General features: G+C 73.3%; 16 protein-coding genes, 1 other RNA gene and 1 pseudogene. 7 read left to right on the plus strand and 11 right to left on the minus strand.

Annotated elements, in window-relative coordinates:
• The first annotated feature begins 209 nt into the window (after nucleotides 1–209).
• Nucleotides 210–2,243: an N-6 DNA methylase gene (locus tag ACZ6SQ_RS05330; protein WP_469556918.1), complete on the plus strand. Its 2,034-nt coding sequence runs from the start codon at nucleotides 210–212 to the stop codon at nucleotides 2,241–2,243.
• Nucleotides 2,244–2,431: 188 nt separating this feature from the next.
• Here ACZ6SQ_RS05330 and rnpB read toward each other — a convergent pair.
• From rnpB to ACZ6SQ_RS05355, 5 genes and pseudogenes are all read right to left on the minus strand, one after another.
• Nucleotides 2,432–2,833: RNase P RNA component class A (gene rnpB, locus ACZ6SQ_RS05335), an RNA gene on the minus strand.
• Between the two features lie 103 nt (nucleotides 2,834–2,936).
• Nucleotides 2,937–3,716, minus strand: a pseudogene (locus ACZ6SQ_RS05340) (DMT family transporter); the annotation flags it as partial.
• 19 nt (nucleotides 3,717–3,735) lie between these two features.
• Nucleotides 3,736–4,557: an AraC family transcriptional regulator gene (locus ACZ6SQ_RS05345; RefSeq protein WP_469556919.1), complete on the minus strand. Its 822-nt coding sequence runs from the start codon at nucleotides 4,555–4,557 to the stop codon at nucleotides 3,736–3,738.
• Between the two features lie 42 nt (nucleotides 4,558–4,599).
• Nucleotides 4,600–5,175 (minus strand): Uma2 family endonuclease, encoded by a 576-nt coding sequence (locus tag ACZ6SQ_RS05350; protein ID WP_469556921.1) that lies wholly within the window; start codon nucleotides 5,173–5,175, stop codon nucleotides 4,600–4,602.
• A 111-nt stretch (nucleotides 5,176–5,286) separates the two neighbouring features.
• The gene (locus ACZ6SQ_RS05355) at nucleotides 5,287–6,720 is read right to left on the minus strand and encodes an RNB domain-containing ribonuclease (RefSeq protein ID WP_469556923.1); all 1,434 of its coding nucleotides are present in this window, start codon (nucleotides 6,718–6,720) and stop codon (nucleotides 5,287–5,289) included.
• Between the two features lie 75 nt (nucleotides 6,721–6,795).
• Between ACZ6SQ_RS05355 and yaaA the strand changes: the two genes are divergently transcribed.
• Both yaaA and eda read left to right on the plus strand, forming a co-directional pair.
• On the plus strand, nucleotides 6,796–7,578 hold the full coding sequence (gene yaaA / locus ACZ6SQ_RS05360) for a peroxide stress protein YaaA (RefSeq protein ID WP_469556925.1): 783 nt from the start codon (nucleotides 6,796–6,798) through the stop codon (nucleotides 7,576–7,578).
• A 387-nt stretch (nucleotides 7,579–7,965) separates the two neighbouring features.
• A complete protein-coding gene (gene eda / locus ACZ6SQ_RS05365; protein WP_469556926.1) occupies nucleotides 7,966–8,601 on the plus strand; it encodes a bifunctional 4-hydroxy-2-oxoglutarate aldolase/2-dehydro-3-deoxy-phosphogluconate aldolase in 636 nt (211 codons plus the stop codon).
• Here the strand turns inward: eda and ACZ6SQ_RS05370 are convergent.
• The 3 genes from ACZ6SQ_RS05370 to ACZ6SQ_RS05380 are packed head-to-tail and all read right to left on the minus strand — an operon-like array spanning nucleotide 8,576 to nucleotide 11,352.
• Entirely contained in the window at nucleotides 8,576–9,760 is a 1,185-nt protein-coding gene (locus ACZ6SQ_RS05370; RefSeq protein WP_469556928.1) for a bifunctional RNase H/acid phosphatase, read from the minus strand. The two genes, eda and ACZ6SQ_RS05370, sit on opposite strands and share 26 nt — an antisense overlap.
• Before the next feature lie 12 nt (nucleotides 9,761–9,772).
• Nucleotides 9,773–10,516 carry a zinc ribbon domain-containing protein gene (locus tag ACZ6SQ_RS05375; RefSeq protein WP_469557208.1) on the minus strand — a complete coding sequence of 248 codons (744 nt, stop codon included), beginning with the start codon at nucleotides 10,514–10,516 and terminating at the stop codon, nucleotides 9,773–9,775.
• Complete coding sequence (locus ACZ6SQ_RS05380; protein ID WP_469556929.1) at nucleotides 10,513–11,352, minus strand: Nif3-like dinuclear metal center hexameric protein; 840 nt, start codon at nucleotides 11,350–11,352, stop codon at nucleotides 10,513–10,515. The genes ACZ6SQ_RS05375 and ACZ6SQ_RS05380 overlap by 4 nt, the downstream gene beginning before the upstream one ends.
• A 401-nt stretch (nucleotides 11,353–11,753) precedes the next feature.
• On the opposite strand from ACZ6SQ_RS05380, the gene ACZ6SQ_RS05385 reads away from it, so the two are divergent.
• The gene (locus ACZ6SQ_RS05385; protein WP_469556931.1) at nucleotides 11,754–12,977 is read left to right on the plus strand and encodes a hypothetical protein; all 1,224 of its coding nucleotides are present in this window, start codon (nucleotides 11,754–11,756) and stop codon (nucleotides 12,975–12,977) included.
• A 95-nt stretch (nucleotides 12,978–13,072) separates the two neighbouring features.
• Nucleotides 13,073–13,231 carry a hypothetical protein gene (locus tag ACZ6SQ_RS05390; protein WP_469556933.1) on the plus strand — a complete coding sequence of 53 codons (159 nt, stop codon included), beginning with the start codon at nucleotides 13,073–13,075 and terminating at the stop codon, nucleotides 13,229–13,231.
• A gap of 119 nt (nucleotides 13,232–13,350) precedes the next feature.
• On the opposite strand, the gene ACZ6SQ_RS05395 is transcribed toward ACZ6SQ_RS05390, so the two are convergent.
• The 3 genes from ACZ6SQ_RS05395 to ACZ6SQ_RS05405 form a co-directional block, all read right to left on the minus strand.
• A complete protein-coding gene (locus tag ACZ6SQ_RS05395; protein WP_469556935.1) occupies nucleotides 13,351–14,289 on the minus strand; it encodes a 3-oxoacyl-ACP reductase in 939 nt (312 codons plus the stop codon).
• Entirely contained in the window at nucleotides 14,289–15,365 is a 1,077-nt protein-coding gene (locus tag ACZ6SQ_RS05400) for a Zn-dependent alcohol dehydrogenase (RefSeq protein ID WP_469556937.1), read from the minus strand. Before ACZ6SQ_RS05400 ends, ACZ6SQ_RS05395 begins: the two co-directional genes overlap by 1 nt.
• A 171-nt stretch (nucleotides 15,366–15,536) precedes the next feature.
• Nucleotides 15,537–16,397 (minus strand): MaoC/PaaZ C-terminal domain-containing protein, encoded by an 861-nt coding sequence (locus tag ACZ6SQ_RS05405; protein ID WP_469556938.1) that lies wholly within the window; start codon nucleotides 16,395–16,397, stop codon nucleotides 15,537–15,539.
• A gap of 265 nt (nucleotides 16,398–16,662) precedes the next feature.
• Between ACZ6SQ_RS05405 and ACZ6SQ_RS05410 the strand changes: the two genes are divergently transcribed.
• Both ACZ6SQ_RS05410 and ACZ6SQ_RS05415 read left to right on the plus strand, forming a co-directional pair.
• Nucleotides 16,663–17,319 (plus strand): response regulator, encoded by a 657-nt coding sequence (locus ACZ6SQ_RS05410; RefSeq protein ID WP_469557210.1) that lies wholly within the window; start codon nucleotides 16,663–16,665, stop codon nucleotides 17,317–17,319.
• A gap of 374 nt (nucleotides 17,320–17,693) precedes the next feature.
• Nucleotides 17,694–19,214 (plus strand): MFS transporter, encoded by a 1,521-nt coding sequence (locus ACZ6SQ_RS05415; protein WP_469556940.1) that lies wholly within the window; start codon nucleotides 17,694–17,696, stop codon nucleotides 19,212–19,214.
• Nucleotides 19,215–19,328: the final 114 nt, after the last annotated feature.

A 19,328-nucleotide genomic window follows, 5' to 3' on the forward strand; every position in this document is an offset into this window, starting at 1 on the left:
ATCGGCCGAGCCTCAGGGCGCACACCTCGCTCTTCCCGTCGTGGGGGACGCCATAAGTGAAGGAGAAGGCCCGAGCGGCCACGCCTGACCTGTGAACAAAGTCAATGATCGTAGTAGCCTGACAGGCGCAAGAGGGGAAGGGTGGCTTGATCACGCACCCGCTGTCGGGGGCAAGTCCTTGTTCGATCAGAAACGCCCTGGGAGTGCAGATGACCACGCCTCGCGCCGTACCGGTGACCCTGGCCGAAATCGCCCGCCTCGCCGGCGTCGGACGGGCTGCCGTCAGCAACTGGCGGCGGCGGCATCCGAACTTCCCCCAACGCATCGCGGGAACCGACGTCAACCCACAGTTCTCCATGACCGACATCGAGAACTGGCTGCGTGAGAACAGGAAACTCCAGAAGTCCGCCGAGCGGGAATGGCTCTGGCCCCGCTTCGAGATGCTCGGCGGACGCGACGAGACCGGGGACGCCGTCGCACGGACGGGACGCCTCCTCGCCGGCCAGGAGAACGAGGAGGGTAGTCAACTCACCTCTGAAGCAGCGGAATTGATCGTCCGGGCCGTGGAGCTGGGGCGACGCGAGGGGGAAGCCGAAACGTTCGCGTTCCTGCTGCGCCGGTGGCTCGACGTCCACGTACGCCAGATCGCCACGACGCCGGAGCCCCTGGCGGCACTCATGGCGGACCTCGCCCTCGGCTCGGCCGGCAGCGCTGGAAGCGGCTCAGACAGCGTCACGATCATGGATCCGGCCTGTGGCACCGGGCACCTGCTCATGGCCGGTGCCGAAGCGGTGAAGGCAGTCGGGGACGGGGAGCCCACCCTGCTCGGCGGTGACCGCGATCCCGTCCTCGCCGCACTCGCGGACGCCCGCCTGAGACTCACCGAGCGGGAAGGCGGGCGGGCCCTCATCGATGTACGAGCTGGCGACTCGCTGCGCGACGACCCCTTCGCCGATGACCCCGCCGACATCGTCCTGTGCAATCCGCCCTTCAGCGAACGGGACTGGGGATACGAGGAGCTCGCCACCGACGCGCGTTGGAGCCACGGGCTGCCCCCGCGTACCGAGCCCGAACTCGCCTGGGTCCAGCACTGCCTGGCCCGGCTGCGTCCGGGCGGCGCCGCTGTGCTGGTGCTGCCGCCCGCCGTCGCAGCCCGGAAGGCGGGACGGCGGATCCGTGGTTCACTGCTGCGCACCGGCCACCTCCGGGCCGTCGTCGCACTGCCGCCGGGGTGCGCTGCACCGCACAGCGTCTCCCTGCACCTGTGGCTGCTGCGGACGCCCGCGCCCGGGGAAGAGAAGCAGGCGGGCGGGCGGCTACTGGTCGCCGACGCCGCGTCACGCTTCCCCCGGGATTCCGCGCGGGAGAGCACGCCCGCCCCCGACTGGGCGGCAATCGGCGCCTTCGTCCGCAAGGCCGTTGAACAAGCCGACTCCGCGCAGTTCCCCGCCTACGTCGCGCAGGTGCCTGTCATCGAACTCCTCGACGACGAGGTCGACCTCACCCCGGGACGCCACATCACCCCCTCCCCAGCGGACACCGCGCCCCGACTGGCCGCATCCTGGGGGGAGTTCACCTCACTTACCGCAAGTGTGGACAAGTCGGCCCGGCTACTCGCGGCGCTCGACCTCGTCGCAGCCACGGCGGACACACCGACGGCGACCACCGTCGCCGAACTCGCCCGGGCCGGTGCGCTCACCCTACGCGGCGGCCATCAGCCACCGGAGGAGTCGATCCGCACCAGTCCCTCGTCCGACGGCGACATCCCTTTCCTCACCGTTCCCGACCTGTTGGGGACGGGGGAACCCGGGAGCTGGCTCGCCCCCGACGGCGATTCGGCCCGCGAGGCAGCGATCGTCCAACCCGGGGACATCGTGGTGGTGGGCGTGGCCCGGAAATTCTCCGCCTGGGTCCACGAGGGGCCGCCCACCGCCCTCGGCCCGCAGCTGCACGCCGTGCGGGTGCAGTCCGAACAGCTCGACGCCTGGTTCCTGGCCGGTTCGCTCCGCGCCCCGGCCAATGCCCGGCAGGCCGGGACCCACACGACGAGTTCCTCCCGCATCGACGTCCGCCGCCTCCAGGTCCGCCAGGTCCCGCTCGGCGAACAGCGCCGCTACGGCGAGGTGTTCCGTGAACTGGATTCCTTTGAGCGGGTGTTGCGCCGCGCCGCCGACCTCGGCGCGGACCTCGTCCACGGCCTCGGCGACGAACTCACGGCGGGACGCCTGGCGGGCGGGGCGTAGAGCGTTACACGGCGGCCGGTTCTGTCACCGGCGCCGGTCTCCGCCCTCACGGCCATGGCTACTTTCGTGGCTACGTTCGTAGCCACGAGGTCCGGTTTGAACCGGTACGGACCGGGGTTCGAGCAAGCTCCTGACCTGGCAAAAAGGGCCCGTGACCAGCATGTTCCCTGGTCATGGGCCCTTGGCGGCAGACGAGTCGGGCTGTACGCCGGGTTCTGTTCCCCGGTTCCCTCGCGGGGGCCGGGGCGACGGCCATCCATCTAGGACCGGCGTTGCCGCCGGTCTCGTGCGGTCTACCCGGAGACTCGGGCGGGCAGCCCTCGAACGCCTCCGCAGGAGCGCCGGGGCGCTCCCTCTTGACCTTGCTCCAGGTGGGGTTTACCTAGCTGCCCAGGTCGCCCTGGGCACTGGTGGTCTCTTACACCACCGTTTCACCCTTACCCGGCGCCTGAGCGCCGGGCGGTCTGTTTTCTGTGGCACTGTCCCGCGGGTCACCCCGGGTGGCCGTTAGCCATCACCTTGCCCTGTGGAGCCCGGACGTTCCTCGGGAAGCCCCCCAAGGGACTTCACGCGGCCGCCCGCCCGGCTCGTCTGCCGTGGCGACCATGTTACCGGCCTGCGAGGGGCGGCCGTGGCCAGCACCGAACCGGCCAGGATGAGGGTGAAGGCGACGCCGATCGACGCGGTCAGCTCCTCGCCGAGGAAGAGGGCGCCGGCCGCGACCGCCACGGCCGGGTTGACGTAGGTGATGACGGTCGCCCGGGTCGGGCCGGCCTCCTTGATCAGCTCCAGGAACGCCACGAAGGCGAGCGCCGTGCAGAGCACGCCCAGGCCCGCCAGCGCCGTCAGCGCCTGCGTGGAGGGCATCGCGGACGGCCAGGTCACCGCCGCCGCCGGGGCGTAGACAACCGCCGAGAACGCCAGACAGGGCGTGATCAGGTGCAGTGTGGGGACGTTCTTGAGCCAGCGGGCGGCGATCAGCGGTGCCGTCGCGTAGCCGACGACCGTCACCAGGACCTCGGCGAGGGAGCGGGCGTCCCCGCCGGTGAGGTGGGGGACGGTCAGCACCGCCACGCCGCCGAGCCCGACGGTCAGCCCCACGATCCGCCGCGCTCCCAGATGCTCCGAGGCGCCGAAGAAGCGGGCCATGGCCACGCCCACGATCGGCACGCCCGCGATCAGCAGGCCCGCCGTGGAGCTGGACAGATGGCGTTCGGCGTCGGTGAGGGTCCACCAGGGGCCGACGATCTCGATGCACGCGAAGGCCAGCATGGGGCGCCAGTGGGCGCGGACGGTGTCCATGAGGCCGCGCTGGCGGAGCGCGAAGGGCAGCAGGAGCAGGGCGCCGATCACACAGCGCGCGAAGACCACCGTCGACGGGGACAGTTCGTCCACCGCGACCTTGATCATCAGATAGGGGATGCCCCAGACGACTCCCATCAGGGAGAACAGGAACCAGCCGCGTGCAGTCATGCCCCGAGTCTCGGCCGGATCAGCCCCTGCCGTCTTGAACGCTGTTGCGGTACGCGGCCGGGGTCACGCCCAGCACCCGGCGGAACCAGCGCGTGAGATGCGCCTGGTCGGCGAACCCGACGAGCGGGGCGACCTCGGCCGGCCGCAGCCCCGCCTCCAGCAGCCCACGGGCCCGGCTCACCCGGTGCTGCGCCAGCCACGCGTACGGCGGCACGCCCATGGTCGTCCGGAAGGCGCGCAGCAACTGGTAGCGGGACAGGCCCAGATCCGCGGCGAGGTCCGCGAGGGAGGGCGGAGCGAGCAGCTCGTCCGCCAGACGGTCCCGTACGGCGAGGGCGACGCGGTCGGCGCCGGGGACCAGGTCGAGGGTGGCGCGGGCGGTGGAGTGGCGCCGGGTGAGGGCCGTGAGCAGCCACGGCAGCCGCGACTCCGCCTCCAGCGGGTCCGGGCAGGCGGCCAGCTCGGCGTGCGTCACCCGCAGCGCGGCGGTCAGCTCGGGGTCGTCGAGCAGCGGCTCCCGGAAGTGCGGGGTGCCGGTCGTGCCCTCGCGGAGCAGTGCGGGGTCGGCGTACAGCGCCCGGTAGGCGTACCCGTCGCTGCCGGTGGCGGGGCCGCCGGTGTGCATCTCCCCCGGCTCCAGTACGACGATCGAGCCCGGCCCGGTGCGTATGTGCCCGCCGCGGTAGTCGATGATCTCGGTCCCGCCGACGCAGACCCCGATCGTGAACTCCTCGTGCGCGTGCGGGGCGTAGACGTGCCGCTGGAAGCGGGCGGTGAGCAGGTCGAGCGACGGGCCGCATCTGCCCAGCCGCGCCCTCGTCCACCGTGCCTGCTCCGCCACCCCGTGCCCCTTTCCGGTCCACAGGGTGCAACGCCGGGAGCGTCAGAGAAAGTCCGCGGTCTCCAGGTCGAAGGAGAAGGGGGCGGGGAGGGGAAGCGTCTTTCCGAACGCGACGGTGCGGAGCTGGCCGTAGTCGTCGCCCTCGGGATCACTGAACAGCGTGACGGAGTCGGCCCCGCGGTCGACGAGCAGGTAGAGGGGGATGCCCGCGCGGGCGTAGCAGCGTCGCTTGGTCTCGCGGTCGTTCTGCGGCCTGGAGGACGTGACCTCGAGAACCATGGTGACGCCCTCGGACGGCATCCGGGGTTCCGCGCCTCGGTAGAGCTGCAGCTCACTGGCGGCGAAAGCGCAGTCGGGAATCACATGGTCCCTCGCGAAGCCCTCCGCGGCACGCAGTGTCAGCCCCTTGTTTCCCGAGAAGTCCATGTCGGTGCGGGACTGCTTGATCACCTGCCTGACGATCCGGCTGATGCAGTGCTCGTGGTCCCCGTCCGGCGGCGGCGTCACGACGACTTCCCCCTCGATCAGCTCCGCCCGGAAGCCCTCCGGGGTGTCCAGGGCGAGGAACCACTCCAGCAGGAGCTCCTGCGTGATCGGTTCCTGGGCGACGGCAGTCATGTCACGCCCCTCCTTCGGTCGCTCGCCAGACTGGGACATCGGCTGATCACCTGTCCAAGAGATCGGGAACCGTTCCCTCGATCGTGGCACACGACGTCGCGGCACAGGCCCTCAAGCAGGCACGAACCGTACTTTCGCCGTGCTCGGGTCGGCTTCGGTGAGGCGGACGCGCAGGTGCTCGCCCAGGGGCAGGGTGTCGCCGTCGACGCGGCCGACGATCGCCGGGGACTCCAGGTGGACCGTGCCGGTCGTCGGCCTGTCGTCGGCCAGGTCGATCACGCACGCGTCGAAGACCTCGCCCACGCGGTTCTCGAGCAGGGCCGCCTCGACGATGTCGATACTGCCGCGTTCGACCCGGGCGGCCCGGCGGCCGCCGCCGGCCATCTCCTCGGGCAGCGTTTCGAGGCCGGCGAGGACCCACTCGGGCACGGGCTGCCCGGCCGCCGCGGCGAGGCAGATCTCGGTGGTGTAGCGGTCGGCCAGGCGGCGCAGCGGGGCCGTGCAGTGGGTGTAGGGGGCGGCGACGGCGGAGTGGGTGGTGATCTCCGGGAGGTCGAAGTCGCGGAAGACGGTGTAGCCCGCGCCGCGCAGCAGGGCCGTGCACTCCTGGAGGAAGGCCGCGTGCCGGGGTTCGCGGGGGTCGAGGGAGCGCACCAGCGCGGCGTACGAGACATGGTGCGGCCAGTCGACGCGCAGGGCCTTGGCGCTCAGGCGCAGCCGGCCCACCGCGCCGTCGGGGGCGGCGGGGAGGGTGCGCAGGACCCCGGTGCCGCAGGTCAGCATCAGGTCGGCGGCGGCCATGCCGGTGAGCAGGGAGAGCTGGGCGTTGAAGCCCTCGGCGGGCAGCGGGGCGCGGTAGGCGAGGTCGTAGGTGTGGTCGTGCTCGGTGATCTCCTGCTCGGGCACGTTGAGGGAGATTCCGCCGCGGTCGGCCTCCAGTGCCTCGCGCAGTTGACCGACGGTCCGCAGCAGCGCGAGGGGTTCCTCGGCGGTGCCGGAGTCGAGCTCGCGCTGTACGCCCGCGTAGTCGAGCCTGGCCCGGCTGCGCACGAGGGCGCGGCGCAGGTCGACCGTGAGCGGGGAGCCGTCGGCGTCCAGGTCGATCGTCCACAGCACGGCCGGGCGGGTGTGTCCGGGCAGCAGACTGGCCGCGCCCTCGCCGAGCACGGGCGGGTGCAGCGGGGTCCTGGCGTCGGGGAAATACAGGGTCATGACCCGCCGGTGGGCCTCGGCGTCCAGCGCGCCGCCGGGGGCGACGAACGCGGCGACGTCGGCGACGGCGTACCGGACGCGGTAGCCGGTGCCCTGCCGGGACAGGTGGAACGCCTGGTCCAGATCGGTGGAGGCCGGGGGGTCGACCGTGGCGAAGGGGATGTCGGTCGCGTCCTCCACCGGGAGGGCGGGGTCGCGGGCGGCGCGTTCGGCCTCGGCGAGGGCCTCCGGCGGGAAGCCGGCCGGGACACCGAGCTCGGCACGGAGCGCGGCGAGCGCGGCCCGCAGGGGGGCTTGTGGGGCACCGGTCACGCGGATCGGACGGCGGGGCATACAGCGAGCGTAGGGCGGGGCGGGCGGGGCGGCACGCCGTACGCTGTCCCGAGCCGACCCGAAGGAGAAACACCCGTGCTCGTGCTGCTTCCGCCCTCCGAAGGCAAGGCCGCGTCCGGCCGTGGCGCCCCGCTGAAGCCGGAGTCGCTGTCGCTGCCGGGGCTCGCCGGGGCGCGGGCGGCCGTGCTGGAGGAGCTGGTCGAGCTGTGCGCGGCGGACGAGGACAAGGCCCGTGAGGTGCTCGGGCTGAGCGAGGGGCTGCGGGGCGAGGTCGCGAAGAACACGGAGCTGCGCACCGCGGGCACCCGTCCGGCCGGGGAGATCTACACGGGTGTGCTGTACGACGCCCTGGGCCTGGCCACGCTGGACCCCGCCGCGAAGCGGCGCGCGGCGCGCTCGTTGCTGGTCTTCTCCGGGCTGTGGGGCGCGGTGCGGGTCACCGACCGGATCCCCTCCTACCGCTGTTCGATGGGTGTGAAGCTGCCGGGGCTGGGTGCGCTGGCCGGGCACTGGCGGGCGCCGATGGCCGAGGTGCTGCCGGAGGCGGCCGGGTCGGGGCTGGTGCTGGACCTGAGGTCGGCGGCGTACGCGGCGGCGTGGAAGCCGAAGGGTGAGGTCGCGGGGCGCACGGCGTCCGTACGGGTGTTGCACGCGCCGACGCGGAAGGTGGTCAGTCACTTCAACAAGGCCACGAAGGGGCGGATCGTGCGGGGGCTGCTCGCGGCCGGTTCCGTCCCGGGCGGGCCGGCGGAGCTGGTGGAGGCTCTGCGGGAGCTGGGTTACACCGTGGAGGCGGAGGCTCCGGGCAGGGTGGGGACGGCTTGGTCGCTGGACGTGCTGGTGGACGAGGTCCATTGAGCTGATCCGCCGGCCGCCCTCTGGTGGTGCTCGCCGTGGGCGTGGCGCGGCGCCCGTGCGGGGCGGGTGCGGGTGCGGGTGCGGGTGCGTTGTGGTTGGTCGCGCAGTTCCCCGCGCCCCTGGGGTGGGGCCTGCCGGTTGCCCGGGTGCGGGTGCGTTGTGGTTGGTCGCGCAGTTCCCCGCGCCCCTGGGGTGGGGGCTGCCGGTTGCCCGGGTGCGTCGTGGTTGATCGCGCAGTTCCCCGCGCCCCTGGGGTGGGGCCTGCCGGTTGCCCGGGTGCGGGTGCGTCGTCGTCTTTTGCGCAGTTCCCCGCGCCCCCAAGAGGGGGCGTTGCAGTATGTGCAATGGGCTTTGCGTGTGTTGGGTGGGGTCGGCAGGATGTGCGGCATGACTGTGTCCGTCCTGGATCTCTCGCCCGTTCTGCCTGTCGTGGTGGTGGACGACGTCGCCGATGCCGTGCCGTTGGCGCGGGCGCTGGTCGCGGGTGGGCTGCCGGCGATCGAGGTGACGCTGCGGACGCCGCAGGCGCCGGAGGCGATCCGGGCGATCGCCGAGGAGGTGCCGGAGGCGGTGGTCGGGGCCGGGACCGTCCTCGCGCCCGGGCAGGTGATGGCCTCCGTGGCGGCCGGGGCGCGCTTCCTGGTCAGCCCCGGCTGGACGGACGCCCTGCTGACGGCGATGCGCGGGTCCGGGCTGCCGTTCCTGCCGGGGGTGTCGACGGCGTCCGAGGTCGTGGCGCTGCTGGAGCGCGGGGTGCGGGAGATGAAGTTCTTCCCGGCACAGGCCGCGGGCGGCACGGCGTATCTGCGCTCGCTCTCCGGGCCGCTCCCCCAGGCCCGGTTCTGCCCGACCGGCGGGATCGGCCCGGCGCTCGCGCCCGACTATCTGGCCCTGCCCAACGTCGCCTGCGTGGGCGGCAGTTGGATGCTGCCGGCGGACGCGGTCGCCGCCCGCGACTGGCCGCGCATCGAACGGCTCGCGCGGGAGGCTGCGACGCTCAGCGCAGGTGCGAGGTGTCGTTGAACAGCCGCACGCTGGCGTTGCCGTCGGCGTAGTAGGCGATCGCGGAGAGCGAGGCGGCCGACAGTTCCATCCGGAACAGCGACTCGGGCGGGGCGCCGAGGGCCAGCCGTACCAGCGTCTTGATGGGCGTGACGTGCGTGACCAGCAGAACGGTGCGGCCGGCGTACGCGGCGATCAGCCGGTCGCGGGCGGCGGCGATCCGCACGGCGGTCTCGGCGAAGCTCTCGCCGTCGCCGGTGGGCCGGGCCTCGGGGTCGGCCAGCCAGGCGTTCAGGTCCTCGGGGTACTTCTCCCGGACCTCGCCGAAGGTCAGCCCCTCCCACGCGCCGAAGCCGGTCTCCCGCAGCCCGTCGTCCACGGTGACCTCCAGCCCGAGCCGGTCGGCGACGAACCCGGCGGTCTCCCGGGTCCTGGCCAGCGGCGAGGCGACGACGTCCTGGATCGTCCCCCGCCTGGCGAGGGCGGCGGCCACGCGCTCGGCCTGCTCACGGCCCACCGCGGAGAGGGACGGGTCGGTGCCGCCGCTGCCGGAGAACCGCTTCTGGGGCGTCAGCGGGGTCTCGCCGTGGCGCAGCAGCACGAAGGTGGCGGGCGCTCCCATGTCGGCCGGGGCCCACCCGGGGGCGGGGGCTGCCACGCTCTTCGCGGCCCGCGCGTCGGCCCCGGTCCTGGCCTCGACCCCGGCCTCGACCTCGGCCTCTGTGGCTGGAGCCTGCTCCCCGGCGGGGGAGGCGGCGGCCCGGCTCTCCCCCGAAGTGCCCGCGTCCATCGCCTCGTTCGCCAGCCGGTCGGCGTGCTTGTTGCGCTCCCGGGGGATCCACTCGTAGGTCACGCGGTCGGCGGGGAACACCCGGCCCGCCTCCAGGGCGAGCGGCTTCATGTCGGGGTGCTTGATCTTCCACCGCCCCGACATCTGCTCCACGACGAGCTTGGAGTCCATCCGGACGTGCACGACGGCCTCCGGGTCCAGCGCCCGGGCCGCGCGCAGACCGGCCAGCAGGCCCCGGTACTCGGCGACGTTGTTGGTGACGACCCCGAGGAACTCCGACTCCTCCGCCAGGGTCTCCCCCGTCACCGCGTCACTGACCACCGCGCCGTATCCGGCCGGGCCGGGGTTGCCCCGCGACCCGCCGTCGGCCTCGACGACGAACTCCCGCACGACCGGGGCCCCTTACAGACCGGACTCGGACGTACGCACCAGGATGCGGCGGCAGTTCTCGCAGCGCACCACGGTGTCGGGCGCGGCCTGGCGGATCTCGTTGAGCTCGGTGATGGCGAGCTCCTGACGGCAGCCCTGGCAGGTGCGCGCGTACAGCTTGGCCGCGCCGATGCCGCCCTGCTGCTCGCGCAGCTTGTCGTAGAGCTTCAGCAGGTCCGCGGGGACCGAACCGGCGACGACCTCGCGCTCCTTGGTGACCGTGGCGGCCTCGCCGTCGATCTCCTCGAAGGCCGCGTCCCGGCGGGCGGTCGAGTCGTCGATCTTCGACTGGACGGAGGAGACCCGCTCGGTCAGCTCGCTCACCCGCTCCTGCGCGGACTCGCGGCGCTCCATGACCTCCAGAACGACGTCCTCGAGGTCGCCCTGCCGCTTGGCGAGGGAGGTGATCTCGCGCTGGAGGTTCTCCAGGTCCTTGGGGGAGGTGACCGCGCCGGAGTCCAGCCGCTGCTGGTCGCGGGCGGCGCGCTGGCGGACCTGGTCGACGTCCTGCTCGGCCTTGGTCTGCTCGCGGGCGGTGTCGCTCTCCTCGGTCTGCGCGGCGACCAGCAGGTCACGCAGCTGGGTGAGGTCCCGGGTCAGCGACTCGATCTCGGCGTGCTCGGGCAGCGAGCGGCGCTTGTGGGCGAGCTGCTGGAGGCGTACGTCGAGGGCCTGGACGTCGAGAAGGCGGATCTGGTCGGCGGGCGCGGCGTTCAGTTGGGGGCTCCAAGGGAAGGGGAGTGGATGGTCCAGGGGTCGGTGACCGTCTTCGAGACGTGGACGCGCAGGTCCCAGCCGTGACGGTCGGAGATCTCGTCGAGCTGGGCGGCGGCCAGCTCGCACCAGGGCCACTCGGTGGCCCAGTGCGCCGCGTCGAGCAGCGCCAGGGGACTGTGGGCGCGGGCCTCGGAGACGGGGTGGTGGCGCAGGTCGGCGGTGAGGAAGGCGTCGACGCCGGCCGCCCGGACCTGGTCGAAGAGGCTGTCGCCGGAGCCGCCGCTGACGGCGACCGTGCGGACGACGGCCTCGGGGTCGCCGGCCACCCGGATGCCCTGCGCGGTGGCGGGCAGCCGCTCGGCGGCCCTCGCGGCGAACTCGCGCAGCGGCAGCGGATGGTCCAGTTCGCACACCCGGCCGAGGCCCCGCCGCCCGTTCGGGTCGGTCGGGTCCGGCACCAGGGGCCCCACGACCCTGAGGTCGAGGGCGCCGGCCAGCGCGTCGGACACGCCGGGGTCGGCGGTGTCGGCGTTGGTGTGGACGACGTGCAGCGCGATGTCGTTCTTGATCAGCGTGTGCACGACCCGGCCCTTGAAGTGCGAGGCCGCGACGGTCGTCGTACCGCGCAGGTAGAGCGGGTGGTGGGTGACCAGCAGGCCGGCACCCAGCTCCACCGCCTCGTCGACGATCTCCTGGACGGGGTCGACGGCGAACAGGACCCGGGTGACCTCCTGGTCGGGGTCGCCCACGACCGTGCCGACCGCGTCCCAGGACTCGGCCCGCTCGGCGGGCCACAGGTTGTCCAGCGCGGCGATGACTTCAGACAGACGGGGCACGGGGAAAGGCTACCTGGCTGCGCTTTGCGCCTGAACCGGCGCCGCTCTCGCGGACACGGCCGCCCACCGCCTCGGCCCCCGGCCGACGGCCGCGACGGGCCCCGACCGTTGGCCGGAACGGGCTCGACCACCGGCGGGAACGGGCCTCGGACGACGGCCGTAACAGGCTTCGAACGACGGCCGGAACGGGCCTGGGACGACGGCCGTGACGGGCCCTGGCGTACGGCCGCGACGGGCCATCGCGGACGTCTGCGGCGGCCTCACCGCACACCGTCGAGCACACACGCCCCTGTTCCCTCAGGCGAATCGCGGCCCGGCCACCCCTTCGTGTGAAGGGCCAGCCCGGCGGTCCCACGTCTGTGCGTGCGAAAACTAGCTTCGTCGCCGGAGGTGACCGAACGATGACTGCCTGTGCGATCGAACCCGCCGCGGCGGACGCGGAGGACCGCGGACCGGCGACGGGGTGTGTCATCACGGCGGACGGTGCCTACGCCGCCCGCCTCGCCCGCAGCGGCGACTCCTGGTTCCCGGAGCGCTGGACGCTGGGCCCCGAGCCGTACGCGGTGCCGCTGCCCGGCAACCAGCCGGAGGAGCCCGGCACCGAGGTGCAGCCGCTGGCCGACGGACGGGTCCTGATCAGCCGCCGCACCGAGGGACGGCAGCTGTTCTCCCTGCTCTACCCGACGGGTCCGGGCACGGGCGAGCTGCTGCTGGGCGCCGTGGAGGGCCGGCCGCGGCTGCTGCCCCCGGCCCCGGGCGGCGACCGGGTCCACGCCCTCACGGTCTCTCCGGGCGCCAGCGAGGTGTGGCTGGTGGCGGGCGGCGCCTTCGGACCGGAGCTGGTCGCCGAGATCCCCGGCCGCTGCTCGGGCGGGGTCTGGTTGGACCGGGCGGGCCGGCTGCTGGCGCTGGACCGCGAGGTGGCGGGCGTGACCAAGACGGTCGTGGTCGACCTGGCCCGCGGCGGGGAGGTGTCGCCGCTGCTCCAGATCTCCACCCACAGCGACGACCGGCTGCTGTGCGCCGACCCGGACAGCGGTCTGCTGCTGATCGGCTCCGACGCGCCCTCGCCGGGCGTGGAACGGCTGGGCTGGGGCGTGCTGGGCAGCACGCTGCCGGTGCGGTTCCCGGAGTGCCTGCGCGGGGAGGGCTGCGCGGTGACACCGTTCGCGATCCAGCCGGGGCAGGTGCTGACGCCGGAGGGCTGCGCGGTGGCCCTGCGGGTGGACGGGCCGGTGGGCAGCTGGGTCGGGGTGTGGCGGCCCGCCGAGCGCCGGGTGCGTCATCTCGCGCCGCCTCCGGGCTGGCTCGCGGGGTCCGGACTGTGGACCGAGGAGGGCGTGCTGCGTCTGCCGTACGTCGCCGAGGGCGCTCCCTGCGGTGTGGCCGAGTGGCCCGCGCCGTGGGCGGGGACCGGGGGAACGACGGGGGAAACGGGGGAAACGGGGGCCGCGGGTGCGACGGGACCGGGGGTTCCGGTCCGGGACGGCACGGCCGCCTCGGAGGTGTCCCCCGACCCGGGCGACGCCCCGGGCGAGCCGGCGGAACCGGACCCCCCGGCTCCCGTCGCACCCCGTCCCGTGCCGCTCGCCGAGGCGCCTCTCGGGCGTCTTGTAACGAAGTAGTGGCGGTTGGCGTGGCCGCCTGGATTCGACCCGAGGTGTGCCGGTTAGACTCCCCCGGCTGTAAGAAGATCATGTTTGACGGGGTGAATTCTTCGATGAGCGACGCCAGTACGTCCCAGCGGCTTTCCGCCGACGTCCACGACGCGGCCGGCCACGGCAGACACCGGGGCCCGGTCTCGGTGCAGGACACCGAGTCGGCCCCGCGTGGGCGCCACCGCAAGCCGGCGGAGCAGCCGGCCGAGACGGCGGCCTGACGGCCGGACGAACGGTAAGAGTCCGCGGCCCCGCACACCACCCGGTGTGCGGGGCCGCGGCCGTTCCCCCTCCGGTCGCGGCCGTTCCCCCTTCGGTCGGAGTCGGCCCGAGGGCGGCCTCAGCTTCGCTTGAGCCCGAGCACCTCCGCCGCCGCGAAGGTCTCCCCGTCCGGCCGGGCCGCGTAGTACGGCGTGAGCAGCGCGTCGAGCTCGTCGTACGTGAACGTCTCCTGCTTGCTGTCGAACTGCGCCCGCACCCGAGGCCGTTCGACGACCGCGACCATGCCGCCGTGCACCACCAGCAACTGCCCGTTGATCCGGGCGGCGGCCGGTGCGGCGAGATAGCCGACGAGCGGGGCCACGTGCTCGGGGGCGAGCGGGTCGAGGCCCTGCTCGGGCGCCGCGAGGCCCGCGAAGACGTCCTCGGTCATCCGGGTGCGGGCGCGCGGGCAGATGGCGTTGACGGTGACGCCGTACTTGGCGAGCGCGAGGGCGGTGGAGGTGGTGAGGCCGACGATCCCGCCCTTGGCCGCCGCGTAGTTGGGCTGCCCGGCGGAACCCGCCAGGAACGCCTCCGAGGAGGTGTTCACGATCCGCCCGTACACCGGCCCGCCCCGCGCCTTGGACCGCTCCCGCCAGTGCGCGGCGGCGAACCGGGTGGTGTTGAAGTGGCCCTTGAGATGCACACGGACGACCGCGTCCCAGTCCACCTCCGTCAGGGAGAAGACCATGCGGTCGCGCAGGATGCCCGCGTTGTTGACGAGGATGTCGAGGCCGCCGAACTCCGCGACGGCCAGGCCGACCAGCGCGCCCGCCTGGGCGAAGTCGGCGACGTCCCCGGTGTGCGCGAGCGCGGTGCCGCCGGCCGCGCGGATCTCGGCGACGACGTCCTCGGCGGGCCCCGCGCCGGCCGCGCCCGAGCCGTCCCGGCCGGGCTGCCCGTAGTCGTTGACGACGACGGCCGCGCCGAGCCGGGCGAGTTCGAGCGCCTCGGCCCGGCCCAGTCCGCGCCCGGCGCCGGTGACGATCGCGGTGCGCCCCTGGAGCGGCAGGGACATCAGATCTCCACGCAGGTGCGCAGGGCGGCGCCGGTGCGCATCTGGTCGAGGGCCTCGTTGATCTCGGCCAGCGGCACCCGGTGGGTGATCAGTCCCTCCAGGTCGATCCGGCCCGCCCGCCACAGGGCGATCGTGCGCTCGTAGGAACGGAGCACGTCGCCGCCCCCGTACATGGACGGCAGGATCCGCTTCTCGTCGAAGAACAGCTCGAACATGTTGAGTTGCAGATGGTCGTCCATGGCGCCCGCTCCGACGACGACCAGGGTGCCGCCGCGCCGGGTCGTCTCGTAGGCGGTGCGTGCGGTCGCCGAGCGGCCGACGACCTCGAAGACGTGGTCGAAGCCCTCGCCGCCGGTGAGCTGCTGCTTGGCGTCGGCCAGTTCCTCCGGCGCGACCGCCCTCGTGGCACCGAACCGGAGCGCGGCCTCGCGGCGCGAGGCGACCGGGTCGACGGCGACGATCTCGGCGGCCCCCTTGAGCCGGGCGCCCTGGATCGCCGAGATGCCGACGCCGCCGCAGCCTATGACGGCCACCGACGAACCGGCGTCCAGGTCGGCCGTGTTGAGCGCCGCGCCGAGCCCGGTGGTGACACCGCAGCCGATGAGCGCGGCGATGTCGTAGGGCACGTCGTCGGGGATCGGTACCGCGCAGCCCGCGTCGACCACGACCTCCTCGGCGAAGGTGCCGGTCCCGGCGAAGCCGAAGACGTCGCCGGTGGGGCGCTTGAAGTTGGGGGTGCCCGCGTTCATGAACCCGGCCAGGCACAGTTCGGTCTGCCCGCGCCGACAGGCGGGGCAGGCGCCGCAGGCGGGCAGCCAGCACACCACGACCCGGTCGCCGGGCTTGACCCGGGTGACGCCCTCGCCCACCTCGACGACCTCGCCCGCGCCCTCGTGGCCGGGGACGAAGGGGGCGGGCTGCGGCAGCACGCCGCTCATCGCGGACAGGTCCGAGTGGCACAGGCCGGTGGCCCGCACCCGGATCCTGACCCGGCCGGGACCGAAGCCCACCGCCTCGACGTCGTCGAGGACCTCCAACTTCTCCTGGCCTGTCTCGTGCAGTACGGCTGCGCGCATGGTGCGGCTCCCCTCGGGTCGAGCCCGCTCCGGGGCTCGTTCGGGCTCGGGTGTGGTGCGCGGTCCTCCGGGTCGGGTACGGGGGCGTCCCGCTCGGGCATGGCGACGGTCGCCCCGGCTCGGATGCGGTGCGGGGACGTTCCCACCCGGGCGCGGTTCGGCTCGCCCCGCTCAGGTGTGGTGCACGACCGTGTCCGTGAGGACCGGGGCGTCGCCCCGCTCTACGGCGGTGACCTCGGCCCGGACGACACCGCCGTCCTGCGCCCACAGACGGATGCGCAGGGTCTCGCCCGGGAAGACGACCCCGGCGAACCGGGTGGCGTAGGAGCGCACCCTCGTCACCTCGCCGCCGAGCAGCGTGTCGACGGCCGCCTTCAGGGTGATGCCGTAGGTGCACAGCCCGTGCAGGATCGGCCGGTCGAATCCGGCGGTCTTGGCGAAGTCGGGGTCCGCGTGCAGGGGGTTCCAGTCGCCGGAGAGGCGGTAGAGGAGGGCCTGGTCCTCGCGGACGGTCCGCTCCAGGACCCGGTCGGGCTGCCCGGCCGGCGGCGCCGTCCTGGTGTCGGGGCCGCGGTCGCCGCCCCAGCCGCCCTCGCCGCGCACATAGATCTGGGCGTCGTTGGTCCACAACGGCCCGTCGGCGTCGGCCACGTCCGTGCGCAGCACCAGGATCGCGGCCTTGCCCTTGTCGTAGACCGCGGCCAGCGACGACGTGGTGGTCGCCTCCCCGGCGGCCGGGATCGGGCGGTGCACGGTGAGCACCTGACCGCCGTGCAGCACCCGGGCGAGGTCGACCTCGACGCCGGGCAGGGAGAGCCCGCTGATCACCCCGGGCGCACCGGAACCCGCGACCGTGGCGAAGCTCGGCAGAACGTGCAGCCGGCTCTCCAGGGTGTAGCGCAGTTCGTCGGGGTCGGTGGCGGGCAGACCCGCGCCGATGCCGAGGTGATAGAGCAGGACGTCCTTGGCGGTCCAGGCGATCTCACCGGAGCGGGGTTCGGCGGCGAGCGCCTTGGCGGCATCGATGGGCATGGGGCTCCTGACGGGTCTGAGACCTCGGTGCGGACGTCCGCACCGTCGACCGCACCGAGGCCGTCACGGGCGAACCTAGAACGCGTTCCAGTCCGGCGACCTTTGTATAGCTCAGGGGCGTGCACTTGTGAAGACTCCTGACGGTACGTCAGATGAGAGACAGGGGCCACCCGTCACGCGGACCCGTGGGCCGCCGTCGCCGAACCGTCCGCGTCCGAAGGGCTCCGGGCCGGCCCCGCCGACCTACTCTTGAACCGTGAACGAAATGCCCCGTGAGTACCGTCCCGCCAGATCCGTCCGGGTTCTGCTCGCCGAGGACCACGGCATGCGGCGCGGGGCGCTGGCGGTGCTGCTGGGCATGGAACCCGACCTGGACATCGTCGCCCAGGTGGCCGGCGGGGACGCGATCGTGGACGCCGCGCTGGCGCACCGCCCCGACGTGGCCCTGGTGGACATCGAACTGCCCGGCATGAGCGGCCTGGACGCCGCCGCCGCCCTGCGCGACGAGGTGCCCGACTGCCGGGTGCTGATCCTCGCCACCTTCGCCGGACCCGACCGGCTGCGCCTGGCCCTGGAGGCGGGAGCGGCCGGCTTCCTGGTGAAGGACGGCCCCGTACAGGACCTGGCGGCCGCGATCCGCCGGGTCCTGACCGGGGAGACGGTCATAGACCCGGCCCTGGCCGCCGCAGCCCACGGCACGAGCACCAGTACCGGCACCGGCATCGGCACGAGTCCGCTGACCGCCCGCGAACGCGACGCCCTGAGAGCTTCCGCCGACGGCGCCACGGTCGCCGACATCGCCACGGCACTCCGGCTGCCCGAGTCCGCCGTCCAGGACCTCCTCTCCTCCGCGATCGGCAAGACCGCCACCCGCGACCGCGCGGAGGCCTTGCGCGAGGCCCGCCGCCAGGGCTGGCTCTGAGAAGCCGGGGCGCGGCCCCGGACCGAGCGCCTCCCCCTCCCGCCCGGCCCGCGCCTGCGGCGACCACACCTCGGATAGGGCGCCGAAGACCGCACGCAACCGCCCATCGGCGCGAGCCGGTCCGCCGCGGATGGCACCGGCGACAGAGACAGGCATAGGCCTAATTCGTCCTATACCGCACCTTATTGACATCCCCGGCCAAGAGAAGGTCAAGAATTCGTTAGGTACTCGAAACAACGGAATAGTTGCCCAAGCGCACCGGGTTCTCCCTGCACATAACCCCGAAGCAGCACCCCAAGCGGTACCCGAGCAACCCCCGATCCCCAATCCCCCAAGCAGTCCCCGCGCGCACGTCGGCCTGGAGGCCCCACCCCATGTCCCACACGACCGAGCGGCCCGCCGGCAGCGCTCCCGGCACCCCGGCCGCCCCCGGCGCACTCGGCGCCCTCGTCCCCGTACTCGCCTTCGCGGGCATCGTCGTCGCGGTGATGCAGACCCTGCTCGTCCCGGTCATCAAGGACCTGCCGCAACTGCTGGACACCGCGCCCAGCGACGCCACCTGGGTCCTGACCTCGACCCTGCTCTCCGGCGCGGTCGCCACGCCGATCATGGGCCGCCTCGGCGACCTCTACGGCAAGCGCCGCATGCTGGTCGCCAGCCTCTCCGTGATGGTCGTCGGCGCCCTGGTCAGCGCGGCCACCAGCGCCCTCGTCCCGATGATCGCCGGCCGTACGCTCCAGGGCTTCGCCATGGGCGCGATCCCCCTCGGGATCGGCCTGATGCGCGACCTGCTGCCGCGTGAACGGCTCGGCTCGGCGATGGCCCTGATGAGCTCCTCCATCGGCGTCGGCGGCGGCCTAGCCCTGCCCGCCGCGGCCCTGGTCGCGCAGAACACCGACTGGCACGTCCTCTTCTACGGCGCCGCGGGACTGGGCGCGCTGGCCATCGCCCTCACCCTGACCGTCGTACCGGAGTCCCCGACGCGGGCGAAGGGCTCCTTCGACCTGCCCGGCGCGCTCGGCCTCTCGCTCGGGTTGGTGCTGCTCCTGCTGCCCGTCACCAAGGGCAGCGACTGGGGCTGGTCGTCCACGACGACGCTCGGCCCGTTCGCCGGGTCGGTCGCGGTGCTGCTGCTGTGGGGCGTGTACGAGCTGCGCGCCCAGGCCCCGCTGGTGGACCTGCGGACAACGGCCCGTCCGGCGGTGCTGTTCACCAACCTCGCCTCGATCATGGTCGGCGTCGCCTTCTACGTCGTCTCGCTCGTCCTGCCCCAGCTGCTCCAGCTCCCCGAGTCCACCGGCTACGGCCTCGGTCAGTCGATGGTCGTCGCGGGTCTGCTCGTGGCGCCGCTCGGCCTGACGATGATGTTCACCGCGCCCGTCTACTCCCGGCTGTCCGCGCGCTACGGCCCCAAGGTCACCCTGATCGTCGGCCTGCTGATCATCGCGGTCGGCTACGGCGCCGGCCTCGGCCTGATGAGCGCCGCCTGGCAGGCCCTGGTCATCGCGGTCGTCCTCGGCGCGGGCATAGGCCTGGCCTACTCCTCCCTGCCGGCCCTGATCGTCGGCGCGGTTCCCGCCTCCGAGACGGGCGCGGCGAACGGCCTGAACACCCTGATGCGTTCCATCGGTACGTCCGTGTCCAGCGCGGTCGTCGGCATGGTGCTGGCCAACACCGCGAACACCGTGGGGGGTGTGGCGATCCCCACCATGCACGGCTTCCGGGTGTCCTTCCTGATCGCCACCGCCGCCGTCGTCGTCGGTCTGCTGCTCGCGCTGTGCCTGCCGAAGCAGCGCGCCGCGGGGGACCACCAGTTGCGCGCGAGCAGCGAGGAGGACGCGAGCCTGGAGGGGGCGCGCCTGGCCGTCAAGGCCGACGAAGCGGTCACCGCGTAGAACCGGACGGAGAAGCGGTCACGCCCGTGGAAGCGGGCGGACGGGTTGCGCCGTCGCGTAAGCCGCGTCACACGCACCCCCTGTCGTCCCCACGGCAGGGGGTGCGGCAGCATA

This window comes from Streptomyces sp. NPDC048600 (assembly GCF_055587025.1).

Bases quoted from the DNA above. Each gene is read 5' to 3' on its own strand.
- ACZ6SQ_RS05385 (WP_469556931.1), top strand. From the start codon at position 11,754: ATGACTGCCTGTGCGATCGAACCCGCCGCGGCGGACGCGGAGGACCGC.
- ACZ6SQ_RS05405 (WP_469556938.1), bottom strand. From the start codon at position 16,397: ATGCCCATCGATGCCGCCAAGGCGCTCGCCGCCGAACCCCGCTCCGGT.
- ACZ6SQ_RS05390 (WP_469556933.1), top strand. From the start codon at position 13,073: ATGAGCGACGCCAGTACGTCCCAGCGGCTTTCCGCCGACGTCCACGAC.
- ACZ6SQ_RS05355 (WP_469556923.1), bottom strand. From the start codon at position 6,720: ATGCCCCGCCGTCCGATCCGCGTGACCGGTGCCCCACAAGCCCCCCTG.
- ACZ6SQ_RS05415 (WP_469556940.1), top strand. From the start codon at position 17,694: ATGTCCCACACGACCGAGCGGCCCGCCGGCAGCGCTCCCGGCACCCCG.
- ACZ6SQ_RS05395 (WP_469556935.1), bottom strand. From the start codon at position 14,289: ATGTCCCTGCCGCTCCAGGGGCGCACCGCGATCGTCACCGGCGCCGGG.
- ACZ6SQ_RS05400 (WP_469556937.1), bottom strand. From the start codon at position 15,365: ATGCGCGCAGCCGTACTGCACGAGACAGGCCAGGAGAAGTTGGAGGTC.
- ACZ6SQ_RS05410 (WP_469557210.1), top strand. From the start codon at position 16,663: ATGCCCCGTGAGTACCGTCCCGCCAGATCCGTCCGGGTTCTGCTCGCC.
- ACZ6SQ_RS05350 (WP_469556921.1), bottom strand. From the start codon at position 5,175: ATGACTGCCGTCGCCCAGGAACCGATCACGCAGGAGCTCCTGCTGGAG.
- ACZ6SQ_RS05330 (WP_469556918.1), top strand. From the start codon at position 210: ATGACCACGCCTCGCGCCGTACCGGTGACCCTGGCCGAAATCGCCCGC.
- eda (WP_469556926.1), top strand. From the start codon at position 7,966: ATGACTGTGTCCGTCCTGGATCTCTCGCCCGTTCTGCCTGTCGTGGTG.